Below are 21830 nucleotides of genomic sequence, written 5' to 3'. Positions count from 1 at the left end.
GCTCTTCCCGGCGCAGGCAGCATCTCCGCTCTTGTCCAATGTTTAGGCAAGTGCGTAGATCGTGAACGTATTTGAAGGCTATTTGGGCAGAAGCAACTATGCGGCGAACAAGCAAGAGGCAGCAGACGTCCCGACGCCCCGAAGGAAACAGCAAGACGCGGTCTCGACCCAGCAAGACACGGCTGCAGTTCTACCGCTCTGCCATCTCGCTGTCGCGTCCGCAGAAACAGTTCATCTTCCTCGCGTTCGATGTCGCCATGGTCGCGGCGGCGCTCACGCTTGCGCTGGTCCTGCACGGAATGGTGCGCGCCGGCCTGCCGAGCGCCGCGCAGCTGACCCCGCTGATGATCCTGATCATGCTGTCCGGCGGCGCGATCTCCTGGTACCTGCAGTTGCCACGGATCAAGCTCAACGCCTTCGAGACCCGCGGCATCACCCGCACCGCGCTGTTCTCGGTGCTGACCGCAGTCGCGGCGCTGGCGATCGACGCCCTGCTCGCGCCGGGTCTCGCCCTGCCGGTCTACTTCAACTTCGGCATCCTGCTCATGGTGCTCAGCGCGGCCTGGCGGATTGCCCTCCGCCATGTGACCATCGTCGCCTACCGCCGCACGAAGCAGCGCATGCGGGTGCTGATCTACGGCGCCGGCAAGACCGGCCAGCAGCTCGTCGCCGCCCTGCGTCACGACGATGCGATCGAGCCGATCTGCTTCGTCGACGACAACCCGACGCTGCAGACGCTGGTGGTTTCGGGGCTGCGCGTGCATGCGCCCTCGACCGTGAAGCACCTGATCGAAACCCGCGCCATCGACCGCGTGGTGCTCGCCATGCCCTCGATCCGCCAGCCCGAACTGGCCCGCATCGCCCACCGCCTGCGCGCGATCGGCTGCGAGGTCCACGCCCTGCCCTCCTTCGCCGAGCTGGTCGGCGAGGGCGAACTGCGCAAGCGCGTCTCGCCGGTCTCGCTGGATGACCTGCTGGGCCGTGGCCGGCTCGAAAGCGAGTTGCCGGGCGTCAGCCACGCCTATTCCGGGCGCCGCATCCTGATCACCGGCGCCGGCGGCTCCATCGGCTCCGAGCTTTGCCGCCAGCTGCTCGGCTGCAAGCCCGAGTGCATCGTCGCGCTCGATCACTCCGAGCTGGCGCTCTACAATATCGACAAGGAACTGCGCGACCTCTCCGGCAACGGGCTCAAGATCACCCCGGTGCTCGGCTCGGTGCTCGATGAGACCCTCGTCGCCCGTGTGCTCGAGCAGTACCGCATCGACGTGGTGCTGCACGCCGCCGCCTACAAGCACCTGCCGCTGGTGGAAAACAACGTCATCGCCGGCATGCGCAACAACGTGCTCGGCACCAAGGTCATCGCCGAGGCCGCGCGCGAGGCCGGGGTCGAGCGCTTCATCCTCGTCTCCTCCGACAAGGCCGTGCGCCCGACCAACGTCATGGGGGCCTCGAAGCGCCTCGCCGAACTGCTGGTGCAGGACCTTGCCACCCGCAGCAGCGACACGCGCTTCTCGATGGTCCGTTTCGGCAATGTCCTGGGCTCCTCCGGCTCGGTGATCCCGCTCTTCGAGGAGCAGATCGCCCGCGGCGGTCCGGTCACCCTCACCGACACGCGGGTCACGCGCTATTTCATGACCATCTCCGAGGCGGCGCGACTGGTGCTGCTCGCCGGGTCATTCTCGCGCGGCGGCGACGTCTTCGTGCTCGACATGGGCGAGCCGGTGCCGATCCACAAGCTGGCCCGCCAGATGATCGAGGGCGCCGGCTACACGGTGCGCGACGAAGAAACCCCCGACGGCGACATCGAGATCAAGGTCACCGGCCTGCGCAAGGGCGAGAAGCTGCACGAGGAGCTGCTGATCTCCACCGACATGCTGACCACGCCGCACCACAAGATCCTCCGCGCGCAGGAGAGCTACCTGTCGGAATTCGAGATCGCCACCGCGATGAAGGACCTGCGCCAGGCCATCGGCGAGCGCGACGAGGCGTTCGCCCGAGAGATCATCGCCCGCTGGGTCGAGCGCTGCGAGGAGATCCCCGCGAAGGCTGAAGAAAAGCAGTCGCTCTGAGCCGAGCACAGCGCGCCAGCGAGGGCACGAAGAAAGGGGCGCGGATCACCGCGCCCCTTCGCACATCCAAGAGCTGCGCCCTCAGCGGCCGGGAATGTCGCTGCGCGCCGGCGCCGGATCCCATTCCTCGATGACATGCGCTGCCTCGTCCGCGCTCTCGACGAAGCGGAAGAGATCGAGATCCTCGGGACTGATCGTCCCGGCCTCCTTCAGCGCCTCCCAGTTGATGATCGTCTCCCAGAACTTGCGGCCGAACAGCAGGAAGGGCACCCGCTCCATGCGCCCGGTCTGGATCAGGGTCAGCGCCTCGAACATCTCGTCGAGCGTGCCGAAGCCGCCGGGGAAGACGCAGATCGCCCGCGCCCGCATCAGGAAGTGCATCTTGCGGATCGCGAAGTAGTGGAAGTTGAAGCACAGGTTCGGGGTCACGTATTCGTTCGGCGCCTGCTCGTGCGGCAGCACGATATTGAGCCCGATCGACACGCCGCCCACCTCTTCGGCGCCGCGGTTGCCCGCCTCCATCACGCCCGGCCCGCCGCCGGTGGTCACCACGAACTCGCGATTGCCGCTGGCGATGGACTTGCGGGTCATCGCCTGCGCGAAGAGCCGCGCTTCCTCGTAGAAATGCGACAGATCGGCCAGCGTCTGCGTGCGCGCGCTGTCCTTCTCGGCGGGCGAGGGGATGCGCGCGCCGCCGAACAGCACGATGGTGCTGTCGATCTGCCGCTCGTCGAGTTCCAGCTGCGGCTTCAGTAGCTCGAGCTGCAGCCGCACCGGGCGCAGTTCCTCGCGGCACAGGAAGGCCTCGTCGGCAAAGGCGAGGCGGTAGGACGGGGCGCGCGTCTGCGGCGTGTCCGGGATCTGCTCGGCAGTCCGGCGGTCACGTCCCGCGTCGCGGAAGATGGAATGGCGTTCGTCGTTCATGTCGGCCGTCCTTGTTCTGCTCAGACTCTGAATATAGCGTGCGCAGCGCCAAGAGCATCAGAGGAAAACGGAAAATGGACTGGAAAGCCGAGATCGCCGCCGCCGCCGACCGCAGCAGTGCCTATGTGCAGCGCACCCCGGTGATGCGCAGCACGGTGCTGTGGGATCAGCCGGTCGACCTCAAGCTTGAGCAGATGCAGCACACCGGCAGTTTCAAGGCGCGCGGCGCCTTCAACACGCTGCTCAGCCTGCCGGTGCCAAGCGCCGGGGTGGTGGCGGCCTCCGGCGGCAACCACGGCGCGGCGGTGGCCTATGCCGCCACGCAGCTCGGCCACCGCGCGCAGATTTTCGTGCCCGAGATGGCCGGCCCCGCCAAGATCGCCCTGATCGAGCGCACCGGCGCGGCGCTCACCGTGGTGCCCGGCGAATACGCCAACGCGCTGGAGCAGGCCCGCGCCTATGAAACCGAGACCGGCGCCATGCAGGTCCACGCCTATGACGCCCCGGCCACCGTCGCCGGCCAGGGCACGCTGATGCGCGAATGGGAGCAGCAGGGGCTCGAGGCCGACACGGTGCTCATCGCCGTCGGCGGCGGCGGGCTGATCGGCGGCGCCCTCGCCTGGCTGCAGGGCGCCCGCCGCATCATCGCCGTCGAGCCCGAGCAGGCCCGCGCGCTGGATGCCGCAATGGAGGCGGGCGCGCCGGTGGACGTCGAGGTCTCCGGCGTCGCCGCCAACGCGCTCGGCGCGCGGCGCATCGGCAGCATCTGCTTCGAATTGGCGCAAGAGCACCTCGCACGCCGCGTCACCGTCACCGACGCGGCCATCACAGAGGCGCAGCGCACCCTGTGGCAGGCGCACCGGCTGCTGGTCGAGCCCGCCGGGGCGACCGCGCTGGCGGCCCTGCGCTCGGGCGCCTATCGCCCCGAGCCAGGCGAGCGCGTGGCGGTTCTGCTTTGCGGCGGCAATATCGCGCCCGACCCGCTGGGCTGAGCCCCGCGCCTCCCGCGCAGCCCCTTCGCCTAGACGACAATATCCAGGGGGTGAGGCGCGCAGCGCCGAAAGGGCAGCGCCCCCTGCCCCCTCGTTATTTGCCTCCGAAGGTTCCCGAGGGGCCGCGATGCTCACAGGCCGCGCAGCAAACATCGGTTGGACAGCGCCCCCTCGCCTCCCATCGTCCGCCGCAGGCCAGCCGGTCAGGCGAAGCGCCCGCTGCGCTCCAGCACCTCGATCTGGTAGCCGTCCGGGTCGGCGACGAAGAAGAACCGCGCCACCACCTCGCCCGCCGGGGCGAATTCCACCAGCTTGCGCGGCGCGAGGCCGGCGGCTTCGAAGCGCGCGTGTTCGGCATCGAGATCCTCGACCGACACGGCGAAATGCCCGTAGCCGTCGCCAAGGTCATATGGCTCGGTCCGGTCCTTGTTCACCGTCAACTCCAGCTCGAAGCCGCTCTCGGGATTGCTGAGGTAGATCAGCGTGAAGTCCGGGAAATCCAGCCGGTCCGCCACCTTCAGCCCGAAGGCCGTGTCGTAGAAGGCCAGCGAGCGCGCCTCGTCGAGCACGCGGATCATGCTGTGGATGGGTTTTGCCAAGGGTTTCTCCTGTTTTGGCTTCCGTGCGGGGCGCGCGGCGACGGTCCAAACATGCTCGCCCGTTGGTTCCCCCACGGTTGGCTTATGGTTCGCATTGTCGCGGCGGCACCCTGCCGCTATAGGGCAGTAAACCCGGACGACAGGAGACGCAAATGTCCAACGCCCAGCTCGAAACCGCCATCGAAGCCGCCTGGGAGGCGCGCGACACGATCACCCCCGCAACCACCGGCGAAACCCGCGACGCCATCGAGGACACGCTGAACGCCCTCGACAGCGGCGCTCTGCGCGTGGCGGAGAAGCAGGCGGACGGCAGCTGGCACGTCAACCAGTGGGCCAAGAAGGCCGTGCTGCTCGGCTTCCGCATCAAGGACATGGAACAGCACGACGGCGGCCCGCAGGGCTCCGGCTGGTGGGACAAGGTCGACAGCAAGTTCAAGGGCTGGGGCGACAACCAGTGGAAGGCCGCTGGCTTCCGCGCGGTGCCGAACGCCGTCGTCCGCAAGTCGGCCTACATCGCGCCGGGCGTGGTGCTGATGCCGTCGTTCGTCAACCTCGGCGCCTATGTCGACAGCGGCACAATGGTGGATACCTGGGCGACCGTCGGCTCCTGCGCACAGATCGGCAAGGGCGTGCACCTGTCGGGCGGCGTCGGCATCGGCGGCGTGCTCGAGCCCATGCAGGCCGGCCCGACCATCATCGAGGACAACTGCTTCATCGGTGCCCGCTCCGAGGTGGTCGAGGGCGTGATCGTCCGCGAGGGCTCGGTGCTCGGCATGGGCGTCTTCCTCGGCCAGTCGACCAAGATCGTCGACCGCGAGACCGGCGAAGTCATGTACGGCGAAGTGCCGCCCTACTCGGTGGTCGTCGCGGGCTCGATGCCCTCGAAGAACGGCGTCAGCCTCTACTGCGCGGTCATCGTCAAGCGCGTCGACGAGAAGACCCGCTCGAAGACCGGCATCAACGAGCTGCTGCGCGACTGAGCGCACGGGCTGTCGCCCGGCAGAGAGCTTGCGAAGGGGCGCTCAGGGCGCCCCTTTTCCGTTTGGGGAGAGAACTTCCCGCGCACCGCCCCGGGGAACCATCCGCCCCCCAAGGCGTTACCTCTGCGTCACTTTTCCAACTGAGGGATACGCATCATGGGTCTCGGAATACTTGCTTCCATCATCGTCGGCGGGCTCGCCGGCTGGATCGCCTCGATGATCATGAAGGCCGACACCGGCATTCTGACCAACATCATCCTCGGCATCATCGGCGCTGTCGTGCTGAACCTGATCCTCTCGCTGGTCGGCATCTACGCCGCCAACACCTGGATCCCGCAGCTCATCGTCGGCATCATCGGGGCCAGCCTGCTGATCTGGGGCTACCGCAAGCTGCGCTGACCCCTTGATCTCCTCCCTCTCCCTCCCGCTGCTGCTGGCCGTCTTCGCGGTGGCCGGCGCCATCGTTGTGGCCGTCTCGGTGCGCGCGACCTCTCTGGCCGATCTCATCGCCGACCGCACGCGGATGGGCGAGGCGCTGGCCGGGGGCGTGCTGCTGGGCGGCGCGACCTCGCTTTCGGGCGTCGTGGTTTCGGTCACCGGCGCGGCGGGCGGCGATGCCAGCTTTGCCGTGTCGAACGCCGTCGGCGGCATTGCCGCGCAGACGCTTTTCCTTGCCATCGCCGACCTCCTGCACCGCCGCGCCAACCTCGAGCACGCCGCCGCCGAGCCCGCCAACCTGTTCCAGGCGGTGATGCTCATGCTGCTGCTCTCGCTGCCGCTGGCCGCCATGGCCGGCCCCGAGATCACCCTGCTCGGCATCCACCCGATCTCGCCTCTGATGCTCATCGCCTATATCGCCGGGGTGAAGCTCTCGGCCTCGGTGCGGGAGCAGCCCATGTGGGAGCCGGTGGAAACCTCCGACACCCGCCACGATGAGCCCGATGACGAAAACGACCCCCACGCGCCGGTGCTCAAGCCCGCGCTCCTCTTCGCCGCTCTGGTGGCGATAATGGGCCTCTGCGGCTGGGTGATCTCCCAGGTCGGTGGCACCTTCATCACCCGCTTCGGACTCGGATCCAGCCTCGTCGGCGCGCTGATCACCGCCACCGTCACTTCGCTGCCCGAGCTGATCACCACGCTGGTCGCCGTGCGCCGCGGCGCGCTGCAACTGGCCGTGGGCGGGATCATCGGCGGCAACACCTTCGACACCCTGTTCCTCGTCTTCTCCGACGTCGCCTACCGCGAGGGCTCGCTGTTCCACAACATGACCCAGACCGACGTCTACTGGCTGGCCACCGGCCTCATCATGACCGCCATCCTGCTCGGCGGGCTGATCCTGCGCCAGCGCGAGGGCCCGGCCCGGATCGGCATCGAGAGCGTGCTGATGATGGCGGTCTACGCCTGTGCCGTTGCGGTTGCGGTGATCGCCCCCTGACGCCGCTTGCTTGACATGTCCCTGCCGCTTGCGCATTGCGGGCGGCAGGCATCGCGGAGCGAGAGAACATGGGCAAGAAACCGTCGAAACAGCAGGTCTACACGCTTCTGGTCGAGGTCGGCCGCAAGGACGGCGACGGGCTTCCCAAGGCTGCGACCGGCGCCGGGCTGCTCTGCTACGCCTCCGGCGTGGACGAGGCCGAGGCGGTGCGCGAGACCGTGGCGATCCTCAAGCAGGCCGAGATGAACCCGCTCGACGTGACCGGTTACGGCACCGAGGACGAGCGCAAGGCGCAGGGCATGGAGATCGACGCGGGCGAGCGCGAGCTGATGGCCCGCGCGCTCGAGGAAAACTCGGTGATCGTCGCCCAGGTCACGCCGTTCTACGACGATGACGAGGACGACGAAGACTGATCCCGCTCAGCCGGGGATGATCTCGAACTTGGTGACATCCACCATGCCGCGGTCGGTGATCTTCAGCGCGGGGATCACCGGCAGCGCAAGAAAGGCAAGCTGCAGGAAGGGCTCCTCCAGCGTCACGCCCAGACTGCGCGCCGCGGCGCGCAGCTCGACCAGCCGGTCGCGCACCGCCTCGAAGGGCAGCAGGCTCATCAGCCCCGCCACCGGCAGCGCCAGCTCGGCGAGGATTTCTCCCTCCGCCGCCACCACGAACCCGCCCTCGATCTCCGCCAGACGGTTCGACGCCAGCGCCATGTCCGCGTAATCCGCGCCGACGCAGGCGATGTTGTGGTGGTCGTGGCAGACTGTCGAGGCGATCGCCCCCTTCTTCAGCCCAAACCCCCGCACGAAGCCCGTGGCGATATTGCCGTTCTTGCCGTGCCGCTCGACCACCGCGATGCGGATGAGATCACGCGCCACGTCGGGGGCCTTGTCGCCGTTCTCGATCACGACGGTCTCGTGCAGGTGGTCGGTGAGGATCTGCCCCTCGCGGATGCCGATCACGTCGGTCTCCTCGCGGTTGGCGGTGGCACGGAAGCTCTGCGCCGTGAGCCTTGGCGCATGCACGGAGTCGCGCCCGACCTCGGGGATCGTCTCGCGCGCGGCGAAGGCGGCGTCATCCACCACCACGCCGCCCGCCATCACCATCTGCGCGTGACACCCCTCAAGGCTGTCGATGGCCACGATATCCGCCCGCTTGCCCGGGGCGATCATGCCGCGATCCTTCAGCCCAAACGCCTCCGCCGCAGACAGCGACGCCGCGCGATAGGCGGCCAGCGGCGGGGTGCCCAGCGAGATCAGCGTGCGGATCATGTAGTCGAGGTGACCGTGTTCGCCGATATCCAGCGGGTTCCGGTCGTCGGTGCAAAGGCACATGTAGGGCGAGGTCCGCTCGCTCAGCAGCGGCTGCAGCGCGTGCAGGTCCTTGGACACCGACCCCTCGCGGATCAGCACCCGCATGCCCTTGCGCAGCTTCTCCAGCGCCTCCTCGGCGCTTGTCGCCTCGTGCTCGGTGCGGATGCCCGCTGCCACATAGGCATTGAGATCGCGGCCCGAGAGCAGCGGGCAATGGCCGTCGATATGCCCGCCCTCGAAGAGCTTCAGCTTCTTCATCGCCTCGGGGTCGCGGAAGATCACGCCGGGGTAGTTCATGAACTCCGCCAGCCCGATGCCTGAAGGATGGCCCATCAGCTCGGCGATGTCCTCGGCCAGCAGCTCGGCCCCGGCGGTCTCCATATGGGTCGAGGGGACGCACGACGAGAGCTGCACGCGGATGTCCATCAGCGTATGCGCGCTCGCCTCCTGGAAGTACCGGATGCCCGCCGCGCCGATCACATTGGCGATCTCATGCGGGTCGCAGATCGCCGTCGTCACCCCGCGCGGCGTCACGCAGCGGTCGAACTCGAAGGGCGTCACCAGCGAGCTCTCGATGTGCAGATGCGTGTCGATGAACCCGGGCACCAGGATCGCGCCCGCCACGTCGATCTCCTCGCGCCCCTCGTAGCTCTCGTAGACGCCGACGATGGTATCGCCGCAGATCGCCACGTCGCCCGCGATCAGCTCGCCGGTGATCAGGTCGAGGATGCGCCCGCCCTTCAGCACCAGATCCGCCGCCTCGTCGCCGCGCCCCTGCGCGATCCTCGTCTCGAGCTGTCCCATGCCTGTCTCCGTCTGCCGGCCTTGCCGTTATGTCGTGCTCTCGTGTTTGCCGCAGCCTGCCACAGCCCGCGCCCGAAAGGCGAGAGGTCTTGCGCCCGGCTCTGTTGCAAAGCCTTGGCGAAAGGCGCTTACTTGCGCCCACAAAAACAACAGGGGACCAGACCATGACCATTTCCCGCCTCGCGCTGCTCGCCGCGCTGGCCACGGCCGGCGCCACCGGAATCGCCCGGGCCGACTGCGACAGCGTCACCTTCTCCGATGTCGGCTGGACCGACATCACCGCCACCACCGCCGCGACCACCGTATTGCTGCAGGCGCTCGGCTATGACACCGACATCAAGGTGCTCTCGGTGCCGGTGACCTACACCTCGATGGACCGCGGCGACGTCGACGTTTTCTTGGGCAACTGGATGCCCACGATGGAGGGCGACATCGCCCCCTACCGCGAGAAGGGCTCGGTCGACACCCTCCGTGCCAACCTCGAAGGCGCAAAGTACACGCTGGCCACCAATGCCGCCGGCGCCGCGCTCGGCATCACCGATTTCGCCGACATCGTCGCGCACGCCGATGCGTTGGACGAGACCATCTACGGCATCGAGCCGGGCAACGACGGCAACCGGCTGATCCTCGACATGATCGAGGCCGATGCCTTCGGGCTCACCGAGTTCGACGTCAAGGAAAGCTCCGAGCAGGGCATGCTGGCGCAGGTCGACCGCGCCAGCAAGCGCGACGAGCCGATCGTCTTCCTCGGCTGGGAGCCGCACCCGATGAACGCTAACTTCGACCTGACCTACCTGTCGGGCGGCGACGACTGGTTCGGCCCGGACTTCGGCGGCGCCACGGTATACACCAACACCCGCGCCGGCTACGTCGAGGAATGTCCGAACGTCGGCAAGCTGCTCGAGAACCTCGAGTTCTCGCTGCAGATGGAAAACGAGATCATGGGCGCGATCCTCAACGACGGCACCGATCCCGATGAGGCCGCCACCGCCTGGCTGAAGGCCAACATGGGCGTTCTGGACGGCTGGCTCGAGGGCGTCACCACGCTCGATGGTGGTGACGCCAAAGAGGCGGTGACCGCGGCGCTGAACTGACGCTGTCCCCTCGCCCCGCCCCAGATCAGGCGGGGCGAGGGAATACCATTCAACTGCAATCTATTTTCCTGCCAGCAGCCCGGCTCCGTTCAGCAACCCTTCACCTCTCCCCGCCCAGAGTGTCCGCGGTTGCCCCTCTGGACGGGACTTTGTGAATGAGCCTGCGACTGATGCTCCTCGGCGCGCTCGGCCCGCTTCTTGCGCTGGTGCTCTATTTCTCGGGGCAGGAGCTTCTGCGCCTGAAACGCAACGCCGAGGCCCTCGAACAGGTCGCGAGGATCGCCACCGAGGCCGAGGTGCTTTCCGATCTCGTGCACGAATTGCAGAAGGAACGCGGCTATTCCGCGGGCTTCACCTCGTCCCGCGGCAAGAATTTCGCCGCCGAACTGATGGCGCAGCGCCAGGCCACGGATGCCGTGCTCTCCGGCTTCTTCGAGGCGGTGCCCGAAACGGAGCACGCCGCCACCGCAACCATCGCCACGGCACGCGAAAAGCTCGCGGACCTGCCGGAGCTGCGCGGAGGAATCGACCGGTTTGCCCTGACAGTGCCCGAACTGGCCGCCACCTACACAGGGCTGGTGAACCTGCTGCTCACAGCCGGACGCGAGATGCGCGATATCGCGCGCTCCCCGGCGACCGGCGCCCTGATGGAAGCGCACGAGGAAATCGGTCTGGCCAAGGAAAGCGCCGGGCTGGCCCGAGCCATGGGAGCCACCGGGCTCGGCACCGATGTCTTCCCGCCGCAGGTCCATCGCCGCTTCATGGACCTCACCGCGCGGGAAACCGCCTTCCTCGCCCGCGCCGCCGAGGTTCTTCACCGCCCCGCCCTGCTCGACGAGTTGCACGGCACGCCCGCCGCCCAGGCGCTGGTGCCCATGGTCGAAACCATCTCGTCCCTGCCCTACGGTGGCGCGCGCGGCGCGCTGACAGCGCCGGCCTGGTTCGCGGCGTCGACGGCCTGGATCGACGCGCTGCGCGAGCTGGAGACACGGCTCAGCCGGCAAACCTCGGCGCTGGCGCTCACCACGGCACAGAAGGCGCGCAGCAGCCTGTTGATCACCGGTGCGCTGACCCTGCTGGCCGCCCTCGCCATGACCGGCCTCGCGGTGCTGATCGCCGAGTTCGTCACCCGGCGGCTCGGGCGGCTCACCTCTGTGATGATGGAGTTCGTCGAGGGGCGGTTCGAGGCCTGGGTGCCCTACATCCAGTCCCGCGGCGAGATCGGCCAGATGGCGCAGTCGATCTACCGCTTCAAGCAGCTCTCGCGCGCCGCCATCGAGAAGCGCGCGCAGGACGAGGCGCAGCTCAACGCCCGCCACCAGCAGGTGGTCGACCTGGTGACCGAGGGGCTCAACGCCCTGGCGCGGGCCGACCTCACGCTGCGTTTCGACACGCCGCTCGCCGAGGAGTACGACGCGATCCGGAACGACTTCAACACCGCCTCCGCCCGGCTGGCCGAGGTGATGCGCGCGGTCGCGGGCACGGTTGGCGAAATCGAGGAACGTTCGCGCGGATTGCGTGGCTCCGCGGTCGATCTCGCCGAGCGCACCACCACGCAGGTCGAAACCATCAGCAGGACCGCCGAGACGGTCTCGGGGCTGACCGGCTCGCTGGCCGAGACCAATGGCGCCCTGAAAGACGTGAAGGATCTCGCCGATGAGGCGAAGGGCCGGGCCGACCGCTCCGGCGAGGTGGTCCGCAACGCCGTAGCCGCCATGGACCGCATCGCGGCAAGCTCGGGCCGTATCGCGCAGATCACCGCGGTCATCGAGGATATCTCCTTCCAGACCAACCTTCTGGCGCTCAACGCCGGGGTCGAGGCGGCGCGCGCCGGCCAGGCCGGCAAAGGTTTTGCAGTCGTCGCCATGGAAGTGCAGGGGCTCGCCAGCCGCTCCGCCAACGCCGCGCTCGAGATCAAGGAGCTGATCGAGGAAAGCGCGCGGGAGGTCAGCGGCGGCGTCAACCTCGTGGGCGAAACCGGCGAGGCGCTGCAGGCCATTCTCGAGCAGATCCTGCGGGTCGACGCGGTGCTTTCGAATATCAGCGCGACGGCAGAGGCGCAGAACCGCGAGCTGCAAGGGGTGGACAGCGCCATGATGCGGATGCGTGATCTCACCTCGCAGAACACCGAGGTTGCCGACGCCAGCCGCGACGCCTCGACCGAGCTGGCCGAGGGCGCCCAGCGCCTGTCCGCATTGGTCAGCGAGTTCGACCTGCGCGCCCCACGCGGCGCAGATTCGCCAAAGCCAGGTGAGGCTTCGATGGCGCAAGGGCGCGCCGCCTGAGCGTGGCGCCATGGTTCGCAATGCCAGACATCACTGGGTTTTCAAGCCTTGCCGAGTTTTCAAGCCTTGCCAAGCGCATCTGCTCCGGACTGTCCTGGCCGCAGGCGTCAGCCCGGGATACGCAGCCTCCGCGCCAGCCTATGGCAGGCCGCTGAAATAGGTTTTTGAGAACGGACTTCTCATCCTGCTCGTCGGCCCCCGACGCGATCCATTTTTGTCAGCTAAGCGAGAGAGCCCGAAAAGTGGCTCTCCTTCGCGTCGAAACGCCTTCGCCTAGAGTTATTCAGCACCCCGATAGAGGGCGCCGCCCCTCCGCCGGTGCCCTAACGGATCAGCGCCTTGATCGCGGCAGCATGCGCCGAATCCGCGGTCAGCGTGTCTTCGGCCAGCGCACGCGCGGCGGGCAGGAGCTCCTCCGGCGGCACGATTCGGTCGATCAGCCCCCAGCTCTGCGCCTCCTCCACCGGCACCTTTTGCCCGGCCATGAGGATCATCTTCGCCCGCGCCGGGCCGACCAGCGCCGCCAGCCGCCGCGGGTCCGACGGCTGCGGCAGGAAGCCAAGCTTCATCACAGGGTAGAAGACTTTGGCTCCCGGCACCGCGATGCGCAGATCGCAGGCCAGTGCCATGCCCATGGCGCCACCCGCCAGGGTGCCGTTCAATGCGCAGATGCTCAGCCCCGGCAGCGCCGCGATGGCGCCCGACAGCCGCTCCCAGAGCGGCGAGGTCGCGAGCCCCGCCCGCGCCGCCTCGAGATCGGCCCCGGCCGAGAAAACCCTGCCGGTGCCCGTGATCACCAGCACCTGCGCCTCGCGTGCCGCCTCGACGATCTCGCAGAGGCGCTGCAGCATCTCCGGAGTCAGCGAATTGGCCTTCTCGGGGCGGTCGATCACCGCCAGCCAATAGCCCCCCTCCCGCGCGAGCGAGATCATGCGACGCCGATCGCCTGGCGCACCGTCTCGTCACGCAGCGAGACCTCGTCGCCGAGGTACCCGTCGGTCTCGGGCCCGCACATCCACAGCAGCGCCTTGGCCACCCACTCCGGCGGAATGTGGTCCTCCCACTCGAGCGTGCTGACCGGGTTCACCCCCGAGGCCTTGATCGTGCGCTGCATCTGCGTCGCCACCGTGCCGGGCGAAAGCGAGATCGCGCGGATGCCGCGTTCGCGGTACTCGGCGTCGGCCATGCGGGTCAGCATCAGCGCCCCAGCCTTAGAGGCGCAATAGGCCGACCAGCCCTCGAGCGGGTGATGCGCCGCCCCCGACCCAATGGTCAGCACCGTGCCGCCGCCCGCCGCCAGCATCAGCGGCAGCGCCGCGTGCATGCCGTGGTAGACGCCCTTGAGGTTGACGTCGATCACCTGCCCCCAGGCCCCCGGATCGGCCCCGGCCAGCGGCGCGATCGGCTCGATCACCCCGGCGTTGTTCACCAGCACGTCGATCTGGCCAAAGGCCGAGATGCAGGCCTGCACCGCCTGGTCCATCTCCCAGTAGCGCGAAATGTCGCAGGGGATCGCCATGGCCTTCGGCCCGATCTCGCCGGCCAGCTCGGTCACCGCCTCGCGGCCCCGCGCCACAAGCGCCACATTCGCCCCCGCCTCGGCAAAGAGACGCGCCGTCGCGGCCCCGATCCCCCGGCTCGCGCCAGTGATCAGCGCGGTTTTTCCTGTCAGATCCATGGATTGCCCCATCGCTAGCAGATTCCCCTCTTTGGTAAACACTGGCTTACCCACGGTCCAGCCTCTTGACCCCGCCGCGCATGGAGGCGAACTCTAGGCCATTGTTTACGGCCCACGGCGGAAAGGATTGAATATGCGGTTTCTCACTGGGGGTCTTGCGGCCGGCGCGACGGCCCTGGGGCTTGCGCTGCCCACCCATGCCGATGTCACCCCCGCCCAGGTCTGGGACGATCTGTCGGATCTGCTCGAAGGCGTCGGATACGAAGTCTCGGTCACCGAAAGCGAGACCGGCGGCAACCTGATGCTTGGCGATCTGACCCTGCGCATGGCGATTCCCGAAAGCGAGGGCCAGCCGGAGGGCGATGTCACCGTGAGCCTCGCGGATATCACGCTGGAGGATCTCGGCGACGGCACGGTGGCCCTGCGCTTCCCGAGCCCGATGCCGATCGAGGTGCGGGTGTCCGAAGAGGGCAGCGATCCGGTCGAGATGACGCTGGAGCTGGCACAGGAGGCGCTCAGCCTCGTCGCCTCGGGCGATCCGGACGCGCTGAGCTACGCGTATAGCGCCGAGGCCACCAATCTCGAGCTGGTCCGCCTGCTGGCCGAGGGCGAAGAGCTCTCGCGCGACGTCTTCAGCGCCAGCCTTGCCACCGGGCCGCTCAGCGGCACCTCCGAGGTTGCCACCGCGGACGGCACCCGGCGCTACAGCCACAGCTACCAGACCGACGAGCTGCGCTACGATCTCTCGGGCAGCGATCCCGAGCAGCCGGACTCCACCGGGCAGGTCTCGGGCCGGATGACCGGCCTGTCGAGCCGCGGCGAGTCGGTGATCCCGGAAATCACGGACGAGGCCGATGCCTCGGCGATCATGAGCTCCGGCTTCGAGGGCAGTGGCACCTTCACCTTCGAGAGCGGCCAGACGAGCTTCGCCTTCACCGACGACGGCGAGACCACCACCGGCAGCAGCAGCTCGCAGGGCGGTCGGCTCGAGGGGGCGATCGACGGCACCCGGATGAGCTACGCGCTGAACCTCGACACGCTGACCTACGAGGCCGAGGGCGGCGAGCTGCCCTTCCCGGTGAGCGCCGCCATCGAGCAGGTCGGGCTGAACCTGTCGCTGCCGCTGGCGGAAGCCGACGCGCCGCAGGACATGGCCTTCGGGCTCACCCTGGGCGGGCTGACCCTGTCGGAGGCGATCTGGGGCATCTTCGACCCGGGCGCCACGCTGCCGCGCGATCCGGCGACCCTGGCCTTCGACATCACCGGCAAGGTGACACCTCTAGTGTCGGTCTTCGACCCGGCCGATCTGACGCGGCTGGAAACGGATGAGGCCGCACCGGCGGAACTGAACGCCCTGACCCTGAACAGCCTGACGATTTCCGCCGCCGGCGCCGAGATCACCGGACAGGGCGACTTCACCTTCAACCAGGACGACACCCAGAGCTTCGGCGGCATGCCGGCGCCCGAGGGCGCGGTGACCTTCAACCTAAGCGGCGCGAACGGGCTGATCGACAAGCTGATCGCCATGGGCCTGCTGAGCGAGCAGGACGCCATGGGCGCCCGGATGATGCTTGGGATGTTCACGGTGCCCGGCTCCGAGCCCGACACGCAGACCTCGACCATCGAGGTCAACGGCCAGGGGCAGGTCCTCGCCAACGGCCAGCGGATCAAGTAACGCTTCGGCAACGAGAGGGGGGCGGATGCATGCATCCGCCCCCTTTTTCTGTCCCGGGTCTTGCACGGCCCAACTCTCTTCGAAGGAGCTTGGCCACCCCGCCCTATTTCGCCATGAGGTCCGGCAACTCGCCGGTCAGCCCCGCCGCCTCGCGCACGAAGTTGCGGCGCAGGCCGGGCATGCCTTGCACCAGCGCCATTCCGAGGTCGCGGCCGGCGCGCAGGATCGGGTTGTCGTTCGAAAAGAGCCGGTTGAACAGATCCGTCGCCGCCGCCAGCGCCGCCGTGTCGAAGCGACGCCAGCTCTGGTAGCGCGCCAGCACCAGCGGCGAGGCCACGTCCTCGCCGCGCCGCTGCGCATGGCTCAGCACATGCGCCAGCGCCGCCACGTCGCGCAGCCCGGCGTTGAGCCCCTGCCCGGCGATCGGATGCATGCCATGCGCCGCATCGCCCACCAGCGCCAGCCGGTCGGCGATGAAGGCATTGGCCAGCGTCAGACCCAGCGGGTAGGTGTAGCGCGGCCCTGCCAGGGAAATCTCGCCCAGAAAATCGCCGAAGCGCGGGCGCAGCACCTGCAGGTACTCGTCATCGGGCAGCGCGTGGATGGTGCGGGCCAGCGCGTCCTTCTCGCTCCAGACGATGGAGCTGCGGCCCTTGGTCAGCGGCAGGATCGCCAGCGGCCCGCTCGGCATGAAGAACTGGTGCGCCACGCCCTCGTGCGGCAGCTCATGGGCGATGGCGCAGACCAGAGCGGTCTGCCCGTAGGTCCAGCCGGTGCGCTTGATCCCGGCGCGCGCGGCGGTGCCGCTGCTGCGCCCGTCCGCACCAACCAGCAGCCGCCCGCGCAGGGTGCCCCCATCGGCCAGCGTCACGGTCACGCCCGAGACGTCCACCGCCTGCCCGATCACCGTCGCCGAGGCGCGGTGGGTGATCCGCGGCTCGGCGGCCATGGCCTCGAGCAGCGCGCGGCGCAGGAAGCGGTCCTCGACCATATGGCCCATCGGGCCTTCCTCGATCTCCGCGGAGGCGAAATCGAGCCCGAGGAAGACCTCGGCCTCGCCGACACGCCCATCGGTGACGCGGATCGCGCTCATCGGCTGGGCGTTGGGCGCAAGCTGCTCCCAGAGCCCGAGATTGGCCAGCAGCCGCACCGAGGCGAGCGCCAGCGCATAGGCGCGGCCGTCGAATTCCGGCTCGGCCCGCAGCTCGGCAGGCAGGGCGTCGATGACGGTGGCGCTGAGCCCGGCCTTGGCCGCCGCCAGCGCGAGGGCGGGCCCGTTGAGGCCGCCGCCGATGATGAGCAGATCGCTGTCCTGTGTCATGGGGCGTACTATGGTCCTGCGGGTGGGATTGTCCATGCGCCTGCGTGCCGCTACCGTCGCGCCGATCGAAAAAAGCAAAGCCGCCCAGGATGGAAGGCGGCCTCCAAGAAGGAAAGCGGCATGACGGACTGGACAGGCAAGAGCGCGGCAGAGCTGGGGCGGGCGATCGGTGCGGGCGAGGTCGACCCGGTCGATCTGGCGCAGGCCTATCTCGACAAGATCGCGGCGCACCCGCTCAAGGATCGCATCTACGCCCGGCTCACCCCCGAGCGCGCGCTGGCCGAGGCGAAGGCCGCCAGCGAGCGCGCCAAGGCGGGCATGCGCCTCTCGCCGCTCGACGGCGTGCCGGTGAGCTGGAAGGACCTGTTCGACACCGCCGGCGTGGCGACCGAGGCGGGCTCGAAACTGCTCGAGGGCCGCGTGCCGGACGCGGACGCCAGGGTGCTGCAGACCGCCACCGCCATGGGGCTCGTCTGCCTCGGCAAGACCCACCTGTCCGAGCTGGCCTTCTCCGGTCTCGGGCTGAACCCGGTCACCGCCACCCCGCCCTCGGTCAACGATGCCGAGGCGGTCGCGGGGGGCTCCTCCTCCGGCGCCGCGGCTTCGGTCGCCTTCGGCCTCGCCGCCGCGGCTGTGGGCTCGGACACCGGCGGCTCGGTGCGCATCCCCTCGGCCTGGAACGATCTGGTGGGTCTGAAGACCACCGCGGGCCGGCTGTCGCTGGTCGGCGCGGTGCCGCTTGCGGCGCGCTTCGACACGGTGGGCCCGCTGTGCCGAACGGTCGAGGACGCGGCGCTGATGCTTGCCGCGCTCGAAGGCCGCCGCGCACCCGACCTGACCGGGGCCTCGCTCGAGGGCGTGCGCCTCGCTGCGCTGACTACCATCGTCATGGATGACCTGCGCCCCGAACCCGCGGCCGCCTACCAGTCGGCGCTGCAGCGGCTGGAAGCCGCGGGCGCCGAGATTGTGCCGCTGGAGGTGCCCGAGGTCGCCATCCCCATGGGTGATGCCGCGGTGCTCTACACCGCCGAGGCCTGGGCCACCTGGGGGGACGACATCACCGCCCGCGGCGAACTGATGTTCGGCCCGATCCGCGAGCGCTTCGAGGGCGGCAAGGCCTTCACCGCCGCCGAGTACATCCGCGCCTGGGACCGCATGATGCAGGCCCGCGCCGCCTGGGCCGAGGCCACCGCGCGCTTCGACGCGGTGCTCTGCCCCACCGCCCCCAACCTGCCGCCCAAGGTCGACCGGCTGCTCAGCGAAGATGACTACTACGTCACCGAGAACCTGCTCACCCTGCGCAACACGCGGGTCGGCAACGTCATGGGGCTCTGCGTCACCACGCTGCCCACCGGCACGCCGAGCTGCGGCATCTCGCTGATGGGCAAGCCGATGGAGGAAGACCGCCTGCTGCGCCTCTCCGCCGCCGCCGAGGCCGCGCTCGGCTGAGCCGAGACGAGCAAGGCCGGGCATCTGCTGCCCGGCCTTCAGATCACGCGCAGGGGTCTCCGCTCAGAACGCCTGCAACAGCTCCGCCGTTGGCCAGCCATCCACCGGCAGACCCAGCTCCGCCTGCACCGCCCGCACCGCGCTCCGCGTGCCGGCGCCGAGGATGCCATCCACCTCGCCCACGTCGAAGCCCCGCGCCTGCAGCTTGCGCTGGAGCTGCTGCATCTGCGGCCCGGCCAGGCCCGGCGCCGGATTGCCCGCGTCATAGACCGGCGCGCCCTCGAGCCGCGTGGCGAAATAGGCGGCGGTCAGCACGTAGGTGAAGCTCTGGTTCCACTCGAAGAAGACCCGAAAGTTCGGATAGGCGATGAAGGCCGGCCCGCCCCGGCCCTGCGGCAGGATGATCGAGGCCGGAAGCCTCCCATCGTCCAGCGCCCCGGTGCGGCCGGAAACCCCGAGCCGCTCCCATTCGGCAACGCTCATCGTCGTCTCCAACCCGCTCAGCGACCAGTCGAACTCCGCCGGCAGGGTGATCTCCTGCAACCAGGGCTCGTTCGGCCGCCAGCCGAGCGACGAGAGCATCCGCCCCCCCGACATCAGCGCGTCCGGCACCGATGTCTTGAGCATCACGTGGCCGTCACCGTCGCCATCGACGCCGTTTTCGATGATGTCCTTAGGAAGCATCTGCACCATGCCGATCTCGCCCGCCCAGGCGCCGGTGGTGGTCGCCGGGTCGAAATCGCCGTGCTCGTAGAGCTCCAGCGCCGCGATGAGTTGCGGCCGGAACAGCTCGGGGCGGCGGCAGTCGTGCGCCAGCGTCGCCAGCGCATTGGCGGTGTTGAAGTTGCCCTGGTAGCCGCCGTAGTCGGTCTCGAAGGCCCAGAAGGCCAGCAGCACCCCGCGCGAAATCCCGTACTCGCGCTCGATCCGGTCGAAGACCGCATCCCACTCCTCGGCCTTGCGGCGCCCCTTGTCGAGCCGGTCCTGCGAGATCAGCTTGCGCGAGAACTCGATGAAGGGCGCCTGGAAGATGCCCTGCGCCCGGTCCGCCTTCAGCACCTTGGGATCCTGCCGCAGCCCGGCAAAGAAACGCGCCGCCGCATCGGGGTTCGCCCCCTGCGCAACCGCGTCTTCAGAGACCCCGCGCAAGAAGGCCCGGAAGTCGCCGCCGCAGGGCGCGGTCTGCGCCTGCGCCACAACGGGCAGCAGCATCGCGGTCAGAACGGACAGGGTACGCATGAACACCTCGCAGGAAAACTGCGTCCACCCTATCAGCCCGCAGCGGGCTGGCAAGCAGAGCAAATTCCGGGCCGCTCACGCGCGTCCCTCGGTGGCGTGAACGAAAACGCGCGCCGTCAGAGCGATATTAATCATTTGTTTAGGAAGCCGCCCGACAACGGAGGAGAAGGGTAAAATCCAGCTAAAATGGATCAGGATCACAGTCAGGTGCGGACAGGGGGAGATGTCTGTCGGGAGAACATGGATGAAAGTGCTCATCGTTCAAGGTGACTCGGATCTGGCCGGCGCATGGAGTTGCCAGCTCCGGAGCAACGGCGCCGAGGTCATCGTCGCGGACAGCCAGGAGAGCGCAACCCGCCTTCTGCATGACGCGGCGGTTGACGTGATCGTGCTCGACCTGATGCTAACCGAAGGCAGCGCGCTGGCGGTGGCGGATTTTGCTTCCTACCGGCGACCGGGATGCCGCGTGGTCTTCGTCACCGACTCCCCGGTCTTCTCGGACGGCTCGATCTTCCGTCACTGCGCAAATGCCTGCGCCTTCCTGCCCACCGCGACGGCCCCGGCCGACCTCGCGGCGATGGTCGAGCACTACGGCGCGCGCTGCGCCGTCTGACCGCGCTCAGGCGGCCTTGGGCAGCGCCTCGCGTCCGTGCGGGGCCTCCAGGTCCAGTTCGGGCCCGATCGGCACAATGCGGTGCGGATTGATGGTGTCATGACTGTAGTGGTAGTGCTGCGAGATGTGGTCGAGCCGCACCGTCCCGGCAACGCCCGGCCACTGGTAGAGCTCGCGCACGTAGGCCCAGAGCGCCGGGTAGTCGACGATGCGCCGCCGGTTGCACTTGAAGTGACCGTGGTAGACCGTGTCGAAGCGGATCAGCGTGGTGAAGAGCCGCCAGTCGGCCTCGGTGATCCGCTCCCCCATCAGGTAGCGCTGTCCGGTCAGACGCTGCTCCAGCCAGTCCAGCGTGTCGAAGAGCGGCCGTACCGCCTCCTCGTAGGCCTGCTGCGAGGTCGCGAAGCCCGCCTTGTAGACGCCGTTGTTGACCGTGTCGTAGATCCGCGCGTTCACCGGCTCGATCGCCTCGCGCAGCGCCTCGGGCCAATAGTCATCGGTGTTGCCGGTGAGCCCGTCGAAGGCCGCGTTGAACATGCGGATGATCTCGGCGCTCTCGTTCGACACGATGGTCTCGCGCTGGCGGTCCCAGAGCACCGGCACGGTCACCCGGCCCGAGATCGTCGGATCGGTCTTCAGGTAGATGTCGCGCAGGAAGGGCAGGTCATGCAGCCGATCGCCGGTGGCCCCGTCGAAATCGGTGCGGAACTCCCAGCCCTCCGAGAGCATCTCGGGATGCACGACGCTCACCGGGATGAGATCCTCGAGCCCCTTCAGGGCCCGGAAGATCAGCGCGCGATGCGCCCAGGGGCAGGCATAGCTGACATAGAGATGGTAGCGGTCCGGCTCGGCCTTGAAGCCGCCCTCGCCCGAGGGGCCGGCGCTGCCGTCCGCGGTGATCCAGTTGCGGAACTTTGCGGTCGACCGGACGAACTTGCCGCCGGTCTTGTCGGTGTCATACCACGTGTCCTGCCATTCGCCGTCGACCAGTTGGCCCATGTCGCGCGCTCCCTGTGTCTGCGTTCCCAGAACAGGTAGGGGAGACGCCCCCCGGAGCAAACGGGCACCCGCGCGCAGCCCCTCCGACATGAGCGCACAGACGGGGGCCAAAGGGTCGGCGGGATCAGCGCGGGCCGAACCGCTGCAGGATCCAGATCAGCAGCATCGCCCCCAGCACCGCGCCGACCAGACCCGCCAGAGCGCCCGTCACCGCGATCAGCCCGCGCAGCACCAGCCCGCCGATCAGCGCGCCGCCCATGCCGAGCGCCACCGTCTGCACCACGCCGGTCTGCACATTCATGAAGCGCGTTGCGAAAAAGCCCGCCGCCGCGCCGATGATCAGAAGCCAGAGAATGCCCAT

20 protein-coding genes are annotated in these 21830 nt (G+C 68.5%); 11 read left to right on the top strand and 9 right to left on the bottom strand.

Features of this window, described 5'->3' with window-relative positions; genetic code table 11:
* Positions 1-98: 98 nt before the first annotated feature.
* Entirely contained in the window at positions 99-2069 is a 1971-nt protein-coding gene (locus tag LC039_RS15400; protein WP_413463845.1) for a polysaccharide biosynthesis protein, read from the top strand.
* Between the two features lie 81 nt (positions 2070-2150).
* Here the strand turns inward: LC039_RS15400 and LC039_RS15395 are convergent, their stop codons facing one another.
* Positions 2151-2993: an LOG family protein gene (locus tag LC039_RS15395; protein WP_226625980.1), complete on the bottom strand. Its 843-nt coding sequence runs from the start codon at positions 2991-2993 to the stop codon at positions 2151-2153.
* 74 nt (positions 2994-3067) lie between these two features.
* Here LC039_RS15395 and LC039_RS15390 point away from each other — a divergent pair, with 74 nt between their 5' ends.
* The gene (locus LC039_RS15390; protein ID WP_226625979.1) at positions 3068-3985 is read left to right on the top strand and encodes a threonine/serine dehydratase; all 918 of its coding nucleotides are present in this window, start codon (positions 3068-3070) and stop codon (positions 3983-3985) included.
* A gap of 203 nt (positions 3986-4188) precedes the next feature.
* Here LC039_RS15390 and LC039_RS15385 read toward each other — a convergent pair whose 3' ends face one another.
* Positions 4189-4584, bottom strand: a complete 396-nt coding sequence (locus LC039_RS15385; protein WP_226625977.1) for a VOC family protein — start codon at positions 4582-4584, stop codon at positions 4189-4191.
* A 152-nt stretch (positions 4585-4736) separates the two neighbouring features.
* Between LC039_RS15385 and dapD the strand changes: the two genes are divergently transcribed.
* From dapD to LC039_RS15365, 4 genes are all read left to right on the top strand, one after another.
* Complete coding sequence (gene dapD / locus LC039_RS15380; RefSeq protein WP_226625974.1) at positions 4737-5564, top strand: 2,3,4,5-tetrahydropyridine-2,6-dicarboxylate N-succinyltransferase; 828 nt, start codon at positions 4737-4739, stop codon at positions 5562-5564.
* 156 nt (positions 5565-5720) lie between these two features.
* A complete protein-coding gene (locus tag LC039_RS15375; protein ID WP_226625971.1) occupies positions 5721-5963 on the top strand; it encodes a GlsB/YeaQ/YmgE family stress response membrane protein in 243 nt (80 codons plus the stop codon).
* Positions 5964-5967: 4 nt separating this feature from the next.
* Positions 5968-6999: a sodium:calcium antiporter gene (locus LC039_RS15370; RefSeq protein WP_226625969.1), complete on the top strand. Its 1032-nt coding sequence runs from the start codon at positions 5968-5970 to the stop codon at positions 6997-6999.
* Between the two features lie 68 nt (positions 7000-7067).
* On the top strand, positions 7068-7412 hold the full coding sequence (locus tag LC039_RS15365) for a hypothetical protein (protein WP_226625966.1): 345 nt from the start codon (positions 7068-7070) through the stop codon (positions 7410-7412).
* 6 nt (positions 7413-7418) lie between these two features.
* On the opposite strand, the gene ade is transcribed toward LC039_RS15365, so the two are convergent.
* A complete protein-coding gene (ade, locus tag LC039_RS15360; protein ID WP_226625964.1) occupies positions 7419-9116 on the bottom strand; it encodes an adenine deaminase in 1698 nt (565 codons plus the stop codon).
* 164 nt (positions 9117-9280) lie between these two features.
* Here ade and choX point away from each other — a divergent pair, with 164 nt between their 5' ends.
* The gene (choX, locus tag LC039_RS15355) at positions 9281-10210 is read left to right on the top strand and encodes a choline ABC transporter substrate-binding protein (protein ID WP_226625961.1); all 930 of its coding nucleotides are present in this window, start codon (positions 9281-9283) and stop codon (positions 10208-10210) included.
* Between the two features lie 155 nt (positions 10211-10365).
* On the top strand, positions 10366-12495 hold the full coding sequence (locus LC039_RS15350; RefSeq protein ID WP_319003722.1) for a methyl-accepting chemotaxis protein: 2130 nt from the start codon (positions 10366-10368) through the stop codon (positions 12493-12495).
* Positions 12496-12818: 323 nt separating this feature from the next.
* Here LC039_RS15350 and LC039_RS15345 read toward each other — a convergent pair whose 3' ends face one another.
* Both LC039_RS15345 and LC039_RS15340 read right to left on the bottom strand, forming a co-directional pair.
* Positions 12819-13427: an enoyl-CoA hydratase/isomerase family protein gene (locus LC039_RS15345; protein ID WP_226625959.1), complete on the bottom strand. Its 609-nt coding sequence runs from the start codon at positions 13425-13427 to the stop codon at positions 12819-12821.
* Entirely contained in the window at positions 13424-14173 is a 750-nt protein-coding gene (locus LC039_RS15340) for an SDR family oxidoreductase (RefSeq protein ID WP_226625958.1), read from the bottom strand. Before LC039_RS15340 ends, LC039_RS15345 begins: the two co-directional genes overlap by 4 nt.
* Before the next feature lie 133 nt (positions 14174-14306).
* On the opposite strand from LC039_RS15340, the gene LC039_RS15335 reads away from it, so the two are divergent.
* Positions 14307-15848 (top strand): DUF2125 domain-containing protein, encoded by a 1542-nt coding sequence (locus LC039_RS15335; RefSeq protein ID WP_226625956.1) that lies wholly within the window; start codon positions 14307-14309, stop codon positions 15846-15848.
* Between the two features lie 103 nt (positions 15849-15951).
* On the opposite strand, the gene LC039_RS15330 is transcribed toward LC039_RS15335, so the two are convergent.
* On the bottom strand, positions 15952-17169 hold the full coding sequence (locus LC039_RS15330) for a UbiH/UbiF/VisC/COQ6 family ubiquinone biosynthesis hydroxylase (RefSeq protein WP_226625954.1): 1218 nt from the start codon (positions 17167-17169) through the stop codon (positions 15952-15954).
* A 120-nt stretch (positions 17170-17289) separates the two neighbouring features.
* Here LC039_RS15330 and LC039_RS15325 point away from each other — a divergent pair, with 120 nt between their 5' ends.
* Positions 17290-18618 (top strand): amidase, encoded by a 1329-nt coding sequence (locus LC039_RS15325; RefSeq protein ID WP_226625953.1) that lies wholly within the window; start codon positions 17290-17292, stop codon positions 18616-18618.
* A gap of 63 nt (positions 18619-18681) precedes the next feature.
* On the opposite strand, the gene LC039_RS15320 is transcribed toward LC039_RS15325, so the two are convergent.
* Positions 18682-19857, bottom strand: a complete 1176-nt coding sequence (locus LC039_RS15320) for a lytic murein transglycosylase (RefSeq protein ID WP_226625951.1) — start codon at positions 19855-19857, stop codon at positions 18682-18684.
* Between the two features lie 244 nt (positions 19858-20101).
* Here LC039_RS15320 and LC039_RS15315 point away from each other — a divergent pair, with 244 nt between their 5' ends.
* Positions 20102-20470 carry a response regulator gene (locus tag LC039_RS15315; RefSeq protein ID WP_226625949.1) on the top strand — a complete coding sequence of 123 codons (369 nt, stop codon included), beginning with the start codon at positions 20102-20104 and terminating at the stop codon, positions 20468-20470.
* 6 nt (positions 20471-20476) lie between these two features.
* Here LC039_RS15315 and LC039_RS15310 read toward each other — a convergent pair whose 3' ends face one another.
* Both LC039_RS15310 and LC039_RS15305 read right to left on the bottom strand, forming a co-directional pair.
* Entirely contained in the window at positions 20477-21469 is a 993-nt protein-coding gene (locus LC039_RS15310; protein WP_226625946.1) for a glutathione S-transferase family protein, read from the bottom strand.
* A 124-nt stretch (positions 21470-21593) separates the two neighbouring features.
* Positions 21594-21830: a GlsB/YeaQ/YmgE family stress response membrane protein gene (locus LC039_RS15305; RefSeq protein WP_092427781.1), complete on the bottom strand. Its 237-nt coding sequence runs from the start codon at positions 21828-21830 to the stop codon at positions 21594-21596.

The sequence above is a fragment of the Alloyangia pacifica genome (assembly GCF_020524285.1).
In the GTDB taxonomy this organism is placed as follows: domain Bacteria; phylum Pseudomonadota; class Alphaproteobacteria; order Rhodobacterales; family Rhodobacteraceae; genus Salipiger; species Salipiger pacificus_B.
Note: the sequence above shows the minus strand (reverse complement) of the source record. Positions and strands in the feature narration are given on the sequence as shown.